We start from the raw sequence: 17117 nt of genomic DNA on the forward strand, positions 1-17117 counted from the left end.
AATGTGCGCATACCCACCCGTGGGGGCCGATGGCCGGTAGGCCGTCATCCTGAAAGGCGACACTGCCATGCCGACAGAGGAAGCGGTAAAGGCGGAGGACACACTGATCCACGTGCTGTGGATCAACGCAGGACTGAGCTGTGACGGCGATTCCGTCTCCCTGACCGCCGCCACGCAGCCGAGCATCGAGGAGATCGCGCTCGGCGCCCTGCCGGGACTTCCGCAGGTCGCCGTCCACTGGCCGCTCATCGATTTCGAATGCGGTCCGAACGGCGGCGCCGATGATTTTCTCGAATGGTTCTTCAAGGCCGATCGCGGAGAACTGGAACCGTTCGTTCTGGTGGTAGAGGGATCCATTCCGAACGAGCGGCTGCACGACGAGGGTTACTGGTGCGGATTCGGCAACGATCCCGCCACCGGCCAGCCGATGACGACCAGCGAGTGGCTCGACCGGCTGGCTCCGAAGGCGACCGCGGTCGTCGCGGCCGGCACCTGCGCGACGTACGGCGGCATCCATGCCATGGCGGGCAACCCGACCGGCGCAATGGGGGTTCCCGACTACCTGGGCTGGGACTGGAAGTCCAAGGCCGGCATCCCGATCGTGTGCGTCCCCGGGTGCCCGATCCAGCCGGACAACCTCTCGGAGACGCTCACCTACCTGCTCTACATGGCCACCGACCAGGCCCCGATGATCCCGCTCGACGACGCGCTGCGGCCGACGTGGCTGTTCGGGTCGACGGTCCACGAGGGCTGCGACCGAGCCGGATACTACGAGCAGGCCGACTTCGCGACGGAGTACGGCTCGCCGAAGTGCATCGTCAAGCTGGGCTGCTGGGGCCCCGCGGTCAAGTGCAACGTGCCCAAGCGCGGCTGGATGAACGGCATCGGCGGCTGCCCCAACGTCGGTGGCATCTGCATCGGCTGCACCATGCCCGGGTTCCCGGACAAGTTCATGCCGTTCATGGACGAGCCCCCCGGAGGAAAGCTCTCGACCAACGCGGTCGGGCTGTACGGGTCGACGATGCGGCGGCTGCGCCAGCTCACCACCCACACCCTGGACCGCGAACCGAAATGGCGTAAGCCCGGCAGGAAACTCACGACCGGCGCCACACGCACCTGGTGAGTGACCGCGTACACCACCGCAACGGACAGAAAGAAGAGGCGGCCAATGACCGCGACGCAGCACAAAGGTGCCGGAGGCGGCCAGGGAAAGAACGACCTGGTCGAAATGGCGTGGGATCCCATCACCCGGATCGTCGGCAGCCTGGGTATCTACACGAAGATCGACTTCAAGCAGAAAGTGGTCGCCGAGTGTCACAGCACCAGCTCCATCTTCCGGGGCTATTCGGTCTTCATGAAGGGAAAGGACCCGCGGGACGCGCACTTCATCACGAGTCGCATCTGCGGAATCTGCGGTGACAACCACGCTACATGTTCCTGTTACACGCAGAACATGGCGTACGGGGTGAAGCCGCCGCACCTCGGCGAATGGATCGTGAATCTCGGCGAGGCCGCAGAGTACATGTTCGACCACAACATCTTCCAGGAGAACCTGGTCGGGGTCGACTACTGCGAGAAGATGGTCGCGGAGACCAACCCCGGGGTGCTGGAACAGGCCAACCGCACCCCCTCCCCGCACGCCGACGCGCACGGATACAAGACGATCGGCGACATCATGCGATCGCTGAATCCGTTCACCGGCGAGTTCTACCGCGAGGCGCTCCAGGTCAGCCGGATGACCCGGGAGATGTTCTGCCTGATGGAGGGCCGGCACGTCCACCCCTCCACGCTCTATCCCGGCGGGGTCGGCACCGTGGCGACCATCCAGCTGATGACGGACTACATCACCCGCCTCCAGCGGTACGTCGAGTTCATGAAGAAGGTCGTGCCGATGCACGACGATCTCTTCGACTTCTTCTACGAAGCCCTGCCGGGGTACGAACAGGTCGGCAACCGGCGCATCCTGCTGGGCTGCTGGGGCTCCTTCCAGGACCCGGAGCACTGCAACTTCGAGTACAAGGACATGACCGACTGGGGCCGGAAGATGTACGTCACCCCCGGTGTCGTCGTCGACGGGAAGCTGGTCACCACCGACCTGGTGAAGATCAACCTCGGCATCCGGATCCTGCTCGGTTCGTCGTACTACAACGACTGGGACGAGCAGGAGACCTTCGTCTCCCACGACCCCCTCGGCAATCCGGTGGACCGGCGCCACCCGTGGAACCAGCACACCAACCCGCAGCCGCAGAAGCGGGACCTGGACGACAAGTACAGCTGGGTCATGTCACCCCGGTGGTTCGACGGCAAGGACTACCTGGCGCTCGACACGGGCGGCGGGCCGCTCGCGCGGCTGTGGACCACCGCGCTGGCCGGTCTGATCGACATCGGCTACATCCAGGCCACCGGCCACAGCGTCAAGATCAACCTCCCCAAGACCGCCCTCAAGGGGCCGGTGGAGCTGGAGTGGCACGTCCCGAAGTGGAGCAACACCATCGAGCGCAACCGTGCGCGCAGCTACTTCCAGGCCTACGCGGCCGCCTGCGCGCTTCACTTCGCGGAGAAGGCGCTCGTGGAGATCCGCTCCGGGAACACCAAGACCTGGGAGAAGTTCGAGGTGCCCGAGGAGAGCGTGGGCTGCGGGTTCAGCGAGGCGGTCCGCGGTGTCCTCTCCCACCACATGGTGATCCGGGACGGCAAGATCGCCAACTACCACCCGTACCCGCCGACTCCGTGGAATGCGAGCCCCCGCGACACGTACGGCACGCCCGGCCCCTACGAGGACGCCGTGCAGGGCCAGCCGATCTTCGAGGAGAACGACCGGGAGCACTTCAAGGGCATCGACATCATGCGCACGGTGCGCAGCTTCGACCCCTGTCTGCCCTGCGGTGTACACATGTATCTCGGCGAGGGCAAGAAGCTGGAACTTCTGCACTCCCCCACCCAGTCCGCGGGCAGTGAGTGATGGCGCGGGAGGAGTCCCCGGCCACGCCCGACTGGCGGACGACCGGTGAACGCATCGACACCCTGATCGCCGCCAGCGGCTCGGGCGGCGCGGTCGCCCGCGAGCGCAGCGAGGAACTGGTCCGGCTCGTCACCGACTTCTACGGTGCCGGGCTGGAACGGCTGCTCGACCTTGTGCACGAGCAGGGGCGACTGGACGACGACGTCCTGGCCGCCCTGGCCGACGACGAGCTGGTGGCCGGCGTCCTGCTGGTGCACGGGCTGCATCCATACGGCGTGGAGACCCGGGTCGAGCGGGCGCTGGAGAGCGTACGACCGTATCTGGGGTCGCACGGCGGTGATGTGGAGCTGCTCGCCGTCACCGACGAGGGCACCGTCCGGTTGAGGCTGCTGGGCAGTTGTGACGGCTGCCCGTCGTCCTCGGTCACGCTCAAGCTGGCCGTGCAGGGTGCTGTGGAGGCGGCGGCGCCGGAGATCACCTCGATCGAGGTCGAGACCGCGGCCGACGAGGACGCCGGGGCAGCGGGGCCGCTGGTGCCGGTGGACTCGCTGTTCGCCCGGCTGCACGCGGAGTCCGGGACGGCCGGCGACGACGGCGCGTCGTGGAAGGTCGTGCCCGAGCTGTCGGGGCTGGAGTCCGGCGCAGTGACGCGGGTCGACGTCGGCAGGATGCCGGTGGTGGCGTGCCGCGCGGGTGCGGGTCTCTTCGCCTTCGAGGACCGGTGCGCACGCTGCGAGCGGCCGTTCGACGGCGCCACACTGGCACGGCGGCTGGGCGGGAGCTCCGGTGACGCGATCCTGCGCTGCGCCGGCTGCCATGCGCACTACGACGTGCGACGGGCCGGGGTCTGCCTCGACGAGGACGGCGGGCATCTGACGCCGCTGCCCCTGCTGTCGGACGGTGCCGCGGTCTCGGTGTCGGTCCCCGCGGCGGTGGCGCCGTGATCGCCGCCGGCCGTTCCGCCTCGCCGGCCTCCACCCTGCTGCGGCTCAGGCGCAACCGGCCACGGCCGCCCGCCGGTGAGCGCTGCGAGATGTGCGCGGAACCGATCGGCGAGAGCCACCCCCATGTGGTGAACCTCGATAGCCGCGCCCTGATGTGCGGCTGCCGGGCCTGCTATCTGCTGTTCACCGACGAGAACGCGGAGCTGCGCTACCGGGCGGTCCCCGAGCGCTATCTGCACTTCGCCGGGCTGACCGTGGACGGGCGCGCCTGGGACGAGTTGCAGATTCCCGTGGGGCTCGCCTTCCTGTTCCGCAACTCCGTCCAGGACCGGATGGTTGCGTTCTACCCCGGGCCCGCCGGGGCCACCGAGTCGGAACTGCCGCTGGATGCCTGGGCGGCCGTCGTCGAGTCGAGCCCGGAGCTCGCCGTGCTGCGTCCGGACGTGGAGGCGCTGCTGATCCGGCGTACGGCGGAGAGCGATGGTTCGTGCCATCTGGTGCCGATCGACGCCTGTTACGAGCTGGTGGGGCAACTGCGCTCGCTGTGGCGCGGGTTCGACGGTGGCCCCGAGGCCCGTGCCGCGATGGACGGCTTCTTCGCGCGGGTGGCGGACCACAGCCGGCCCGCCGCGGGGATCGGGGCACCGTGAACGACTTCGCGTTCTCCGTGCTCGACGTCGTCGCCGAGCCGTACGCGGCCGCTCCGCAGCTGACCGCGCGGCTGCGGATCGAGGAACGGACGGGCCGGCGGATCCACGCCATCGCGCTGCACTGCCAGGTCCGCATCGAGCCACAGCGGCGCCATTACGACGAGGCCGAACAGAGCGGCCTGGTGGCGCTGTTCGGCGGCCGGGACCGCTGGACGGACACCCTCAAGCCGTTCCAGTGGATGAGCTGCGACACCACCGTGCAGGGGTTCAGCGGTGCGACCGAGGTCGATCTCGCCCTGCCCTGCACATACGACTTCGACGTGATCGGTTCCCGCTATCTGCACGCCCTGGGCGAGGGTTCAGTGCCCCTCGCCCTGATGTTCTCCGGCACGGTCTTCACCCGCGGCAGCAAGGGGTTCGGGGTCGAGCAGGTGCCATGGGACTGCGAGGCCCGGCACCCGATGCCGGTCGAGGTGTGGCGACGCATGGTGGCGGCGCACTACCCGAACACCGGATGGATCCGGCTGGACCACGAGGTGCTGGCACGCTTCGCGGACTTCCGGGCCCGGCGCGGGCTGATCAGCTGGGACGAGACGGTCCAGGCCCTCCTGGCCGAGCACGACGAGGTGGTCCTGTGAGTCTTGACCAGGTGCGTTCGATCGCCGATGCCGTCCTGTACGAGGGGTACCTCCTGTACCCGTACCGGGCGAGCTCGCACAAGAACCGGTCGCGCTGGCAGTTCGGGGTCCTCGGTCCGCCGCACGCCACGGCGGCGAGTTTTGGCGAGGAGCCGGAGATGGAAATGCAGTGCCTGCTGGCACCGCACGACGGGCCGGCGGCCGTCACCGTGCATCTGCGCTTCCTCCAGCTCCAGGTCCGCGAGGTGCGGAGCACGGGCGAGGACGGGGTGGACGTACCGGTCGAGCAGCTCACCGTCGACGGGGTGTCGGTGATGTCCTGGGACGAGGCCGTCGAGCGTGAAGTCGTTCTGACCGCCCTGCCGTTGGGGGAGGTGGCGGACGCCGTCCACGAGGTCCCGGGCGGCGAGGACACCGAGCCGGTGACCGACGCGCGAGGCGTGGTGGTGGGCCGGATCGTGCGACGGCGGATGCCTCTGGCGGTCCGGGTCCGCACGCGGGCCGTCGTCGACGACGGATACGTGCGCCTCTCGGTGGCGGTGCGCAACGAGCATCCGGAGCCCGCGGCCACCAAGGACGCCGCGATCCGGTCCTCGCTGATCGGCGCGCATCTGCTGCTGCGGGCGCACGACACCGAGTTCGTCTCGCTGCTCGAACCGCCCGCCGGGGCGGCAGCGGCCGCCGGCCGTTGCCGGCAGCGCAGGTGCTGGCCCGTGCTGGCCGGACCGAAGGGGACGACGGATACCCTGCTCGGTGCGCCGATCATCCTGTACGACTACCCGGAGGTCGCCGAGCAGAGCCCCGGCGACCTGTTCGACTCGACCGAGATCGACGAGATCCTGACCCTCCGCGTGATGACCATGACGGAGGAGGAGAAGGCGGAGGCCAGGGCCACTGACCCCCGGGCCCGGGAGATCATCGACCGGTGCGACGGCATGTCGCCCGCCGACCTCCAGCAGCTGCACGGCCTGCTGCGCGACCCGCACCCGCCGCAGCCCACGGCTCCCGTTGGCCCGGCGGCCGACGTCCAGGATGTGGAGCCCGCCGCCTTCGACACCGCGGGCGCCCCCTGGTGGGACCCGGCGGCCGACGCCTCGATACGGCCCGGAAGCGACGCGGTCGTGATCGACGGGGTCCGGGTGGCCAATGGCAGCCTGGTCCGCGTCCACCCCTCCCGGCGGGCAGACGCGCAGGATCTGTTCTTCGCCGGCCAGGTGGCCCGGGTGACCGCGGTTCTCTCGGACGTGGACGGCGGTACGCACATCGCCCTGGTCCTCGTCGACGACCCCGCGTCGGACCTGCACGACTGGTACGGCCGCTACTTCTACTTCGCGCCCGACGAGCTGACACCCCTGAGCGCCGAAGAGACGGCGCAGCACCGAGAGGAGAACCGATCATGAAGACCCTGGGCATCATCGCCGCTGGAGCAACCACGGCCGTGGCGCTCGTCGCCGTGGCGGTCGGGATCAGGTCCATCCCCGACATCCGCCGCTACCTGCGCATCCGTTCGATGTGAATCCCGATCCGAGTGAAGTGAGTGAGGAGCACCCCATGGCGGACACACCGGAGAAGAACAGCGGCGTCAAGGAGGAGCCGCAGGAGGAACGGGGCCCGAAGGGGTCCCGCGGCACCGGCTCGGACCGGCCGTCGGGCGGCCCGGCCGACCGCCCCTCGGGCACCTCGGACGGACGCTCCGGCACCTCCGTACAGCCGGAGAAGACTCAGGACCCGGAATCGCCCGACCTCCAGTCCGGGGGCGGCTGAGCCGAGGATGACGAAGGAACCTGACACGGCCGCCCGGGTGCTGGTCGCGGGCATCGGCAATCTGTTTCTCGGCGACGACGGCTTCGGCCCGGAGGTCGTGCGCCGGCTGGCCCGCGACGGCGGGATGCCCCCGCGGGTCCGGGTGGTGGACTACGGCATCCGCGGCATGCATCTCGCGTACGACCTGCTCGACGGGTACGACGCGCTGGTTCTGGTCGACGCGTACCCGGGGGGCGGTGCCCCCGGGGAGGTGACGGTGCTCCGCATCGGTATGGAGGACCTCGGTTCGGGTGAATTCGACGCCCACGGGATGAATCCGGTTGCTGTCCTGGCAAATCTGGATCAACTGGGCGGTACGCTTCCGCTCACCTACCTCGTCGGCTGCACACCCGCCGGAGTCGAGGAGGGCATCGGGCTCAGCGAAGCCGTCGACAGCGTGGTGCCCGAGGCGATGCAGGCAGTGCACACCCTGGTCCGGCAGCTCGTGCCGGCCGTACCGACCGCGTCCGTGAACAGCACCGAACCCCGGAGATCCTGATCATGTGCCTAGGCATTCCTGGCCGTGTCGTGGAGATCGTGGACGGGTATGCGGGCCAGCTGGCTCTGGTGGACGTGGAGGGCGCCAGGCGCCGCGTCAACATCGGCATGCTCGACGAGGCGCCCAGTCGCGACGACTGGGTGCTTCTCCATATGGGCTTCGCCGTCGAGCTCATCGACCGGGCGAAGGCCCGGGAGGCCCTGTCGGGACTGGAGATGATGGGCCGCGGCCGGGAGCAGCGGATCCGGCGCAGATTCGAGGTGCGCGGCGTCGTGCAGGGCGTGGGCTTCCGGCCCTTCGTCTATGTCACCGCCTCGGAGCTGCTGCTCACGGGCTCGGTGACGAACACCGGCGACGGAGTGCTCGCCGAGGTCGAGGGAACGGCCGGGGCCGTGGAGGAGTTCGGCAGCCGTCTCCGCGCCGACGCCCCACCGCTCGCGGTCGTCGAGGACGTGCGTACGAGCGACCAGCCGACCCTCGGCGGTACGGGCTTCACCATCGAGCGGTCCAGCGCGTCCGGCCGGGCCAGGACGCTGGTCTCGCCCGACATCGCCACCTGCCGGGACTGCCTCGATGAACTGGGTGATCCGTCGAACCGGCGCTACCGCCACCCGTTCATCACGTGCACGCACTGCGGCCCCCGGTTCACGATCGTCACCGGCCTTCCGTACGACCGCGCCGCCACCACGATGGCGAACTTCGAGATGTGCAGGGCCTGCCGGGCGGAGTACGAGGACCCGCGTGACCGGCGCTTCCACGCCCAGCCGATCGCCTGTCCCGACTGTGGGCCACGGCTCGAACTCGTCGGCAAGGAGGGCGTGGTCCCGTCGCACGACGCGGACGCGCTGCGGACCGCACGGAAGCTTCTCGCCGAGGGCGGGATCATCGCGGTCAAGGGCCTCGGCGGCTACCACCTGGTGTGCGACGCCCGCGACGACGCCGCCGTGGCGGAGCTGCGCCGACGCAAGCAGCGCGGTGGCAAACCGTTCGCGGTGATGGTGCCGGGCCTCGACGTGGCGCGTGAGCTGGTGACCCTCACGGCGGACGAGGAGGAGCTCCTGAGCGGTGGGCGCCGGCCGATCGTCCTCCTCCCCCGTCACGCCGCCCGGCCCGGGGCGGGGGTGTCCGACGCCGTGGCGCCCGGCAGCCCCCACCTCGGACTGCTGCTGCCGTACACCCCGTTGCACGTCCTGCTCTTCGGGATCGGTGACGACCGGCCGGGCCCGGACGCGCTCGTGATGACGTCGGCCAATCTGTCGGGCGAGCCGATCGTCACCGACGACGGCGACGCGCTGACCGTCCTGGCACCGCTGGTCGACGCCTGGCTACGGCACGACCGGCGCATCCATGTGCCGTGCGACGACTCGGTCAGCCGCTGGGCCGCCGGTGCCGAGCTGCCACTGCGCCGCTCGCGCGGATACGCCCCGCTGCCGCTCGCGCTGCCCTTCGACGTGCCCCCGACGCTCGCCGTGGGCGCCGACCTGAAGAACACCTGTGCGCTGGCCGAGGGCCGCTACGCCTGGCTCAGCCAGCACATCGGCGACATGGACGACCTGTCCACGGTCGATGCTCTGACCCGGACCGAGAAGCATCTGGAGGACCTCACCGGGGTGGCGCCCACCCGGCTGGTGGCCGACCGCCACCCCGGCTACCACTCCGGCGACTGGGCTCGCGCCCACGCGGCCGGGCGGCCGGTCCGCACCGTGCAGCACCACCACGCGCACATCGCGTCCGTGATGGCGGAGCACGGCCTGGGCGCGGACGAGCGCGTGATCGGCATCGCCTTCGACGGCACCGGCCACGGCGCCGACGGGGCGGCCTGGGGCGGCGAGGTCCTGGTAGCCGGCTACGCGTCGTTCAGCAGGGCCGCGCACCTGGGTTACGTACCGCTGGCCGGGGGCGACGCGAGTGTGCTGCGGCCGTACCGGATGGCCCTCGCACATCTGCACGCGGCCGGCATCCCCTGGGTCGACGACATGCCCGCAGTCCGTGCCTGCCCGCCCGCCGAACGCGACGTGCTGGCCCATCAGTTCGCAACCGGATTCGGCTGCGTGCCCACGTCGGGCATGGGCCGGCTCTTCGACGCGGTCGCGTCCCTGGCCGGCGTCCGGCACGTGGTGGCGTACGAGGCGGAGGCGGCCATGGAACTGGAAGGGCTGGCCCGTACCGCGGCAGCCGGCCCCGCGGCACCGGAGGGCGGCTACCGCTTCGGCATCCGGCCCGGAAAGGGGGACGAACCCGCCGTCGCGGATCCGGGCCCGGTCGTTCGGGCCGTGGTGTCCGACGTACGGGACGGCGTTCCGGCCGGGCTGATCGCCGCGCGTTTCCACGCCGCCGTCGCCGCTCTGGCCGCCCGCCTCGCGGACCTCTGCCGCACGCGCACCGGCCTCGGCACCGTGGCGCTGAGCGGCGGCGTCTTCCAGAACGCCGTACTGCTCGAGGCGACGCAACGCGGCCTGACCGAACGAGGCTTCACCGTCCTGCGGCCGCGCCTGCTCCCCCCGAACGACGGCGGGATCGCCCTCGGCCAGCTCGTGATCGCCGCATCGGGCTGATGCTGCCGCACGACCGTACCGCCGTACCTCAAGAGGGATCCACAGAGGAGAGGGACCATGTGTCTGGCTGTTCCGGGGCGTGTCCTCAGTACCGCCGAAGTCGACGGCACCGTGATGGCCGAGGTCGATTTCGGCGGGGTCCGCAAGGAGGTGTGCCTCCAGTACATCCCCGATGTGACCGTCGGTGAATACGTCATCGTGCACGTCGGGTTCGCCATCCAGCGCCTCGATGAACGGTCGGCCCTGGACACCCTTGCCGACTTCGAGCGGCTCGGCATCCTGGCCGAGGAGTTCGGAGACGGCTTCGAACGCGCAGCCCAGCAGGGTGCATCTCCCGAAGGAGTCGGCCGGTGAAGTATCTCGACGAGTTCAGTGACCCCGATGTCGCGAAGAAGCTGATCGACCAGATCCACGCGGCCACCACGCAGAAGTGGGCTCTGATGGAGGTCTGCGGCGGCCAGACCCACTCGATCATCCGGCACGGCATCGACCAACTGCTGCCGGACGGTGTGGAGATGATCCACGGACCGGGATGTCCCGTCTGCGTCACCCCGCTGGAGACCATCGACCGGGCGCTGGCGATCGCCGCCCGCCCCGGCGTCATCTTCTGCTCGTTCGGCGACATGCTGCGCGTGCCCGGCAGCAGCCAGGACCTGTTCTCCGTCAAGAGCGCCGGCGGCGACGTACGCGTGGTGTACTCGCCCCTCGACGCGCTGAAGCTCGCCCGGGAGAACCCTGACCGCGAAGTCGTCTTCTTCGGGATCGGGTTCGAGACCACCGCCCCCGCGAACGCCATGACGGTGTACCAGGCCCGGCGGCTCGGGGTGCGGAACTTCTCCCTGCTGGTGTCCCATGTGCTGGTGCCGCCCGCGATCGCCGCGATCATGGAGTCCTCGACGTGCCGGGTGCAGGCGTTCCTCGCCGCAGGCCACGTGTGCAGTGTGATGGGAACAGCCGAGTACCCGCCGCTGGCCCGGAAGTACAAGGTGCCGATCGTGGTCACCGGCTTCGAGCCGCTGGACATTCTCGAAGGGGTCCGCCGGACCGTCGTGCAGCTGGAGGCGGGCCGGCACGAGGTGGAGAACGCCTACCCCAGAGCCGTACGCGAGGAGGGCAATGTGCCCGCCATGGAGATGCTCGCCGATGTCTTCGAGGTGACCGACCGGACCTGGCGCGGCATCGGGGCGATTCCCCGCAGCGGCTGGCGGCTCTCCGAGAAGTACCGGGTGTTCGACGCGGAGCAGCGGTTCGACGTGACGGACATTTACACCGCCGAGTCGTCGCTCTGCCGCTCGGGCGAGGTCCTCCAGGGCCTGATCAAGCCGCACCTGTGCGAGGCGTTCGGCAAGGAGTGCACGCCGAGGAACCCGCTCGGCGCGACCATGGTGTCCTCCGAGGGCGCGTGCGCCGCGTACTACACCCACCGCCGCCTGGAACTGGTCGATGTGAAGTGACTGACGCGATGCAAGACGTGACCGCCATGGTGAATGATGTGCCCGACCTCGACATCGAGGGGTGGGCCTGCCCGGTACCGCTGCGGGACATCCCGTCCGTCGTCATGGGCCACGGGGGCGGCGGTGCGATGTCCGGTGAGCTGATCGAGCACCTGTTCCTGCCCGCGTACGGTGCCGCGGCCGCCGCCGACCTCGGTGACTCGGCCGTCCTGACGATCGGTTCCGGCACCCGCCTCGCCTTCTCCACGGACTCGTTCGTGGTGAAGCCGATGTTCTTCCCCGGCGGGTCGATCGGTGAGCTGGCGGTGAACGGCACGGTCAACGACCTGGCCATGTCGGGTGCGACGCCCCTGTTCCTGTCCACCGCCTTCATCCTCGCGGAGGGCACCGCGCTGAGCGACCTCGGCCGGATCGCGCAGGCCGTGGGCCGGGCCGCCGAAGACGCCGGCGTACGCCTGGTCACCGGGGACACGAAGGTCGTGGAGCACGGCAGTGGTGACGGCGTCTACCTCAACACCTCGGGCATCGGCGTGATTCCTCCCGGTGTCGACATCCACGCGCGCCGGGCGCTCCCCGGCGACGCCGTGCTCGTCAGCGGTGACATCGGCGTGCACGGTGTGGCCGTGATGAGCTGCCGGGAGGGCCTCGAGTTCGGCACGACGGTGGAGAGCGACACCGCCGCGCTGCACGGACTGGTCGCCGCCATGCTCGCCACCGGTACCGACCTCCATGTGCTCCGGGACCCCACGCGCGGGGGCGTCTCGGCTTCACTGAACGAGATCGCCCGCGCCTCGGACGTGGGCATCGAACTGGTCGAGCGGCTGCTTCCCGTGCCGCCCACGGTGCGCGACGCGTGCAGCCTGCTCGGGCTCGACCCGCTCCAAGTGGCCAACGAAGGCAAACTGATCGCGATCGTCCCGGCCGAGGACGCGGACCGGGTGCTGGCCGCCATGCAGGCCCATCCCCTGGGCCGGTCCGCCTGCCGGATCGGCAGCTGCGTTCCGGATCACGCCGGGATGGTCGTGGCGAAAACGGGGCTGGGCGGGAGCCGGGTGATCGGGCTGCCGATCGGCGAACAACTACCGAGGATCTGCTGAGTGAGTGCCGAGGGTGCCCTGCTGTTCGCGCGATACGCCTACCCGCCCAACGAGCTCGGCTACTGCGGGCCCGCCGACGCGGCGGCCCTCCTGCGCCGTGACGCGACCGCCGACATCGAGCGGCGCGCCCGGCAGTTCGAGGGGGCCTGGTGCTATCTCCAGTTCCTCGCGGAGACGGCCGGGCTGGCGGACCCGCTCGACGTGCGGGTGGTCGAGGCGTACTGGATCGGCAACGAGCTGCTGGACCGGGCCGATCCCGCCGCTCTGGTGGAGCGCATGACCGACCGGTTCCGGGGACAGCTCGGCGGCACCTGGCGCGACGCCGGGCGGCGCGCCCTGGCCCATCACAGCTTCCAGGTGTTCGAGGTGTATCCGTGGGCCCCGATGCTGCGGTCCATGGGCCATCCGACCGCCCTGTCCGTGCTCGACCAGTGCCGCGTCCGTACGGGAGTGGTCGTGGCCGCCGACAGAGACATCGCGACCGTGCGGTCACGCCCGCTGTGCTGGGACGGCGCGGGGCTGGCCGACGGCGCGTGGCGGGAGGAGACCGTACGCTGCTCGGCCGGTGGACTGACGCTGCTCGACGGGCTGTCCGCCGGCGACCGGGTGGCGCTCCACTGGGACTGGGTGTGCGATGTGATCACCGACGAACAGGCCCGGCGCATCGAATTCCTTGAGGACCGCCGACGCACCGACTTGGGCCTCTCGCCCTCCGAACCGAGCATCGGCATCCACGGCGCTCCGGGCTGATGGCCGACGGCTCCATCGAATTCTGACGCAGCTGGTCGGCGTGACCGTACCGCCCCGCCTGCCCCTCCGCCACGTGCGCCAGAACCCACCGCCGCGAGACCGGCCCCGACCAGGGATCGGCGCCAGCGTGTGGAGCAGCACCATGTCGACGCCGGCCGGCGCCGCGTCGCACAGTGGTGGCGCCGCGTCGCACAGTGGTGCTGCGCCTCTCTCATCTTGAAATCAGAGGAGCAGAGCCAGCGGATTCAGCAAGCACAGGAACCGTCGGGTGTACTGGCCCAGCTTGTGGTACCTCTCGTGACCCATCGGCCTTCCGATCGAGAGCTGAGCTTGGGCGGATCGCTCCTGCAAGGTCTGCTCCCGTGAGCCCCCGTTATCTTCTTCGCGGTTCTGCAAGAGGGCCACTGGCCTCCGGGCTCGGCATGACTGTTGCCCCCTGTCGAAGTTGATGACCTGGGGGGTGGTGTCACCGGGCCCGAGGGGTGCCGTCGGAGACGCTGATCAGAGGCCCGACCGCCGCCCGGCCGGGCGCGATGCCCGGCAGTGTCCGGACGGCAGGTCTGCATAACGTGGATGCGCGCGGGCGGGCCCGCGCCCACTGAGGCCGGCACCGCATCGAACCATGTGGGGGCACGATGATCGGCATCAGCGGCTTGAGCGTCTTCCTCGGCCCGGACATCGGCAAGAGCCCACATCACAGCCCTGGACTGCCCCCGGCCGGCGAGCGACGCAACCTTCTACGAAGCCAAACCCCCACGCCTCGCTTGACGAAAGGCATAGGTGCGCCAACGGGCACGGCGAGTCCGTCTTCGCCTTCGATGACCAGATCTGCCACAGCTGCCGACCGGGGTGGGTCGAACAGCCTTCCACCGACCTCCCAGGCCTGACCTGGTTCACCACCTCGGCCACGGAGCCCGACTGCTCAGCGCCCTGCTGTCCCGGCCCGCGGCCTGGCGGTGCTGGACGGCCTGGTCACCGCCACCATGCTCACGATGGGCCGACTGCTGCCGGCCGGTGCCCGATCGCCCCGCGTTCCGCACCGCATTGCGCTCGTCGAGCTCCATCGCCCCCCGGGGCGCGCATCATCGAAGGAGGGGAGACCATCGACGAGGAGTGGCGATGAGGTTGTCGTTTCTTGAACCCCTCTACGCGGAGCCGGGTCCATTCGCCTCCGTGTACCTGGATACCTCCCGAGACGTCGAGCATCCCGAGCGGGTGATCGCGCTGCGCTGGCGGCGGCTGCGCGAGAGTCTGTCCCGTCAGGGCTCGGACCGGGCGCTGCTGAACGTACTGGATGAGGCGGTCGGTGCCGATACAGAGGTGCCGGGGGTGCATGGTCAGGCCATCTTCGCCGCCCACGGCACACTCGTCCTGGGCGGGGAGCTGCCCAAGCCGCCCGAACGCGACTCCGCGCGCTACAGCGCCCTGCCGGACGCGATGCCCCTGGTCACCCAGCACGTTCCGGATATCCCCTACATGGCCGTAGTCGTCCACTACGGCGGCCTTCCGACCGCCGAGACCCACGGCTGGGTAACTCTGGAAGCGGAGACCGGCACCTGGCCCACGTCCACCGTCACCCCGGGTGAGCGGCTGCACCGCAGGGTAGCGGTGGCGACCTGGCACCGCACCTCCCTCCGGCTCGGCCACCGGCTGGACGAACGGGCGCGGCGCGCCCATGCCGACGCCGTCGTCGTGGGCGGGGACGAGTGGGCGTGCAACGTACTGATCCGCCGCCTGCCGCACGCCCTGCGGGACAAAGTCGTACGCGTGGGCGGCCGGACCCCCACCGACACCGGACGCGCCCTGTTGGAGCCGCAGCTCGACGGCGTCTTCCGCGGCTGCATGGCCGCGCACGACCGGGAACTCGTGGACATCTTCATCGGCCGACGTGCCCTGGACGGACCCATGACGGAGGGGCTGGCCGCGACCGTCGCCGCCCTCCAGCGCGGCCAGGTCGCGGCACTGCTGCTGAACCGGCCGCCAGGGTCTTCGCTGCGGCTCTGGGCAGGCTCCCAGCCCACTCAGCTCGCCCTGACCGAGGCGGAACTGATGTCCTTCGGCATTCGGGCCCCGCGCGAGGAACGCGCCGACGAGGCCCTTGTCCGGGCCCTCGTCGGCACCAGCGCCGAGCTGGTCGTCGTACCGGAGAACGAGCTGAGGCTGTACGAGGGCGTGGGCGCGCTGCTGCGGTACACCGACCCGGGGACCCCGTCCTGACGTCGGCGCGCTGCGCCTCCCGGTTCACGGGTCGCCCCTTGCCCCCGACCGCCCCGGATCGTGCCGCGCGCGGAACGTGCCGACACTGGGCGGGAGCGGCAGCGCGGCGGATGAACGGCGGATGGGGCACCATGACAGGTGCAGGTGCGGCGCGGAGGAGACGGACGTCTTGATCACCCCGCCCAAGCCCTGGGCGGTAGCGTTACCGGCGTTGGCCAAGCGCTGGGGTACTCCCTGGAACAGACGACGGTCCGCCGCCCGGTAGCTCAACCAGCAGGGCCGGCTCACCGAGCCGATGGTCAAGCGGCCCGGCTCGGACCACTACGAACCCATCGGCTGTGACGCGGCCCCGCGGTCCGATGCCCCATGAAGGGACCCCCGAGGACCTGGTCCGCGCGGCCCACGCCGTGGCCGTGGGCGTGACCGACGGCCGTCTCCGGGAGGCCGTACGGAGCATCCCCCCGGGCGGAATTCGTCCCCGCGGACGAGGTGGCACCCGCGTACCGGGGCACGCCCGTGCCACTCCCCCACTGGCAGGTGACCACCCAGCCCTCGCTGATCGCCATGATGGTCTCCGCTCTCGGCCTCACCGGAGACGAACAGGTCCTGGAGGCCGGGACCGGATACGGCTGGCAGACCGCGCTGCTGGCCCGCTTGGCCGCGTACGTTGTGAGCGTCGAGCGCTGGCCCGACCTGGTCGACGAGGCCCGCTTGCGGCTGGCCGGGCAGGGCGTCGGCTATGCCGAAGTCGTACTCGGCGACGGGACCCTCGGGATGCCGGCCCGTGCCCCGTACGACGCCGTCATCGTCTGCGCGGCCTTCCCGCGAGTGCCTGAGCCGCTCGTGGATCAGCTCCGCTCCGGTGGTCGGCTCGTCCAGCCGATCGGGCATGGTGGGCAGGAGCACGTCCAGCTGTGCGAGCGGCGGGCCCGCGGCCTGGTGCACCGCAGGATGGTCACCACGGCCCGGTTCGTCCGGCTGTACGGCGCCCATGGGACCTAGCAGCGCTGACGCGTCAGCGCTGATAGGTCCCGACCAGGGTGCCGGAGGCCAGCTCCCTGCCCTTCAGGGCACGGTGCACGTCCTCGGCGCCCGGGTGGTCGTGCAGCGGCAGCGGCTCGGCCAGGGCGTACAGGCGGAAGAAGTAGCGGTGCGGCCCGTGCCCCGGTGGAGGCATCGGCCCTCCCCAGCCCACGCGGCCGAAGCCATTGGGCCACGGAAGGCCCCCCTGGGGCTTCTGGCCCTCCGCCGCCCCGGTGGTCCTCGGATCGATGCCGGTCACCAGCCAGTGCAGGAAGGTCGTCCCGGGCGCGTCCGGGTCCTCGCACAGGAGTACCAGCTCCGTGGCCTCGTGGGGCACCCCCGACCAGGTCAGGGGCGGTGAGATGTTCTCACCCTCCCCGCTGTACCGGCGGGGGATCACCGTTCTGTCGTCGAACGCGGTGCTGCTGAGTTCAATTCCGCTCATGCGCGCCGCCATACCCGCAGCGGCGGCACCGGCACCGGTCCGCACCCCAAATCCCCCGTTCGGCCGAGCCCACCCGGGCC

At 70.4% G+C, this 17117-nt stretch carries 17 protein-coding genes; 16 read left to right on the plus strand and 1 reads right to left on the minus strand.

Annotation, left to right across the window (positions count from 1 at the left end):
• Positions 1-67 precede the first annotated feature (67 nt).
• From OG978_RS06025 to OG978_RS06095, 16 genes are all read left to right on the plus strand, one after another.
• Positions 68-1123, plus strand: coding sequence for a hydrogenase expression protein HypE (locus OG978_RS06025; protein ID WP_326764188.1), 1056 nt, complete (start codon positions 68-70; stop codon positions 1121-1123).
• A gap of 45 nt (positions 1124-1168) precedes the next feature.
• The gene (locus OG978_RS06030) at positions 1169-2962 is read left to right on the plus strand and encodes a nickel-dependent hydrogenase large subunit (RefSeq protein WP_326764189.1); all 1794 of its coding nucleotides are present in this window, start codon (positions 1169-1171) and stop codon (positions 2960-2962) included.
• Positions 2962-3906 (plus strand): NifU family protein, encoded by a 945-nt coding sequence (locus OG978_RS06035; RefSeq protein WP_326764190.1) that lies wholly within the window; start codon positions 2962-2964, stop codon positions 3904-3906. The genes OG978_RS06030 and OG978_RS06035 overlap by 1 nt, the downstream gene beginning before the upstream one ends.
• Positions 3903-4556, plus strand: a complete 654-nt coding sequence (locus OG978_RS06040) for a DUF5947 family protein (RefSeq protein ID WP_326764191.1) — start codon at positions 3903-3905, stop codon at positions 4554-4556. The genes OG978_RS06035 and OG978_RS06040 overlap by 4 nt, the downstream gene beginning before the upstream one ends.
• Positions 4553-5194 carry a DUF6084 family protein gene (locus OG978_RS06045; protein ID WP_072486392.1) on the plus strand — a complete coding sequence of 214 codons (642 nt, stop codon included), beginning with the start codon at positions 4553-4555 and terminating at the stop codon, positions 5192-5194. The genes OG978_RS06040 and OG978_RS06045 overlap by 4 nt, the downstream gene beginning before the upstream one ends.
• On the plus strand, positions 5191-6594 hold the full coding sequence (locus OG978_RS06050) for a hypothetical protein (RefSeq protein ID WP_326764192.1): 1404 nt from the start codon (positions 5191-5193) through the stop codon (positions 6592-6594). Before OG978_RS06045 ends, OG978_RS06050 begins: the two co-directional genes overlap by 4 nt.
• Positions 6591-6710, plus strand: coding sequence for a DUF6893 family small protein (locus tag OG978_RS48245; RefSeq protein WP_442817660.1), 120 nt, complete (start codon positions 6591-6593; stop codon positions 6708-6710). Before OG978_RS06050 ends, OG978_RS48245 begins: the two co-directional genes overlap by 4 nt.
• A 35-nt stretch (positions 6711-6745) precedes the next feature.
• The gene (locus tag OG978_RS06055) at positions 6746-6958 is read left to right on the plus strand and encodes a hypothetical protein (protein WP_326764193.1); all 213 of its coding nucleotides are present in this window, start codon (positions 6746-6748) and stop codon (positions 6956-6958) included.
• Positions 6959-6965: 7 nt separating this feature from the next.
• Positions 6966-7496, plus strand: coding sequence for a hydrogenase maturation protease (locus OG978_RS06060; protein ID WP_326764194.1), 531 nt, complete (start codon positions 6966-6968; stop codon positions 7494-7496).
• Between the two features lie 2 nt (positions 7497-7498).
• The gene (hypF, locus tag OG978_RS06065) at positions 7499-10051 is read left to right on the plus strand and encodes a carbamoyltransferase HypF (RefSeq protein WP_326764195.1); all 2553 of its coding nucleotides are present in this window, start codon (positions 7499-7501) and stop codon (positions 10049-10051) included.
• Positions 10052-10108: 57 nt separating this feature from the next.
• Complete coding sequence (locus OG978_RS06070; RefSeq protein ID WP_326764196.1) at positions 10109-10405, plus strand: HypC/HybG/HupF family hydrogenase formation chaperone; 297 nt, start codon at positions 10109-10111, stop codon at positions 10403-10405.
• A complete protein-coding gene (gene hypD, locus OG978_RS06075; protein WP_326764197.1) occupies positions 10402-11505 on the plus strand; it encodes a hydrogenase formation protein HypD in 1104 nt (367 codons plus the stop codon). Before OG978_RS06070 ends, hypD begins: the two co-directional genes overlap by 4 nt.
• A gap of 8 nt (positions 11506-11513) precedes the next feature.
• Positions 11514-12602 (plus strand): hydrogenase expression/formation protein HypE, encoded by a 1089-nt coding sequence (gene hypE / locus OG978_RS06080; RefSeq protein ID WP_326764198.1) that lies wholly within the window; start codon positions 11514-11516, stop codon positions 12600-12602.
• Positions 12603-13352, plus strand: a complete 750-nt coding sequence (locus tag OG978_RS06085) for a DUF6390 family protein (protein WP_326764199.1) — start codon at positions 12603-12605, stop codon at positions 13350-13352.
• 1119 nt (positions 13353-14471) lie between these two features.
• Complete coding sequence (locus OG978_RS06090; RefSeq protein WP_326764200.1) at positions 14472-15569, plus strand: baeRF2 domain-containing protein; 1098 nt, start codon at positions 14472-14474, stop codon at positions 15567-15569.
• A 516-nt stretch (positions 15570-16085) separates the two neighbouring features.
• Positions 16086-16571, plus strand: a complete 486-nt coding sequence (locus OG978_RS06095; protein ID WP_326764201.1) for a protein-L-isoaspartate O-methyltransferase family protein — start codon at positions 16086-16088, stop codon at positions 16569-16571.
• 13 nt (positions 16572-16584) lie between these two features.
• Here the strand turns inward: OG978_RS06095 and OG978_RS06100 are convergent, their stop codons facing one another.
• Entirely contained in the window at positions 16585-17037 is a 453-nt protein-coding gene (locus tag OG978_RS06100; protein WP_326764202.1) for a YbhB/YbcL family Raf kinase inhibitor-like protein, read from the minus strand.
• Positions 17038-17117: the final 80 nt, after the last annotated feature.

The organism is Streptomyces sp. NBC_01591 (assembly GCF_035918155.1).
Classification (GTDB): Bacteria; Actinomycetota; Actinomycetes; order Streptomycetales; family Streptomycetaceae; genus Streptomyces.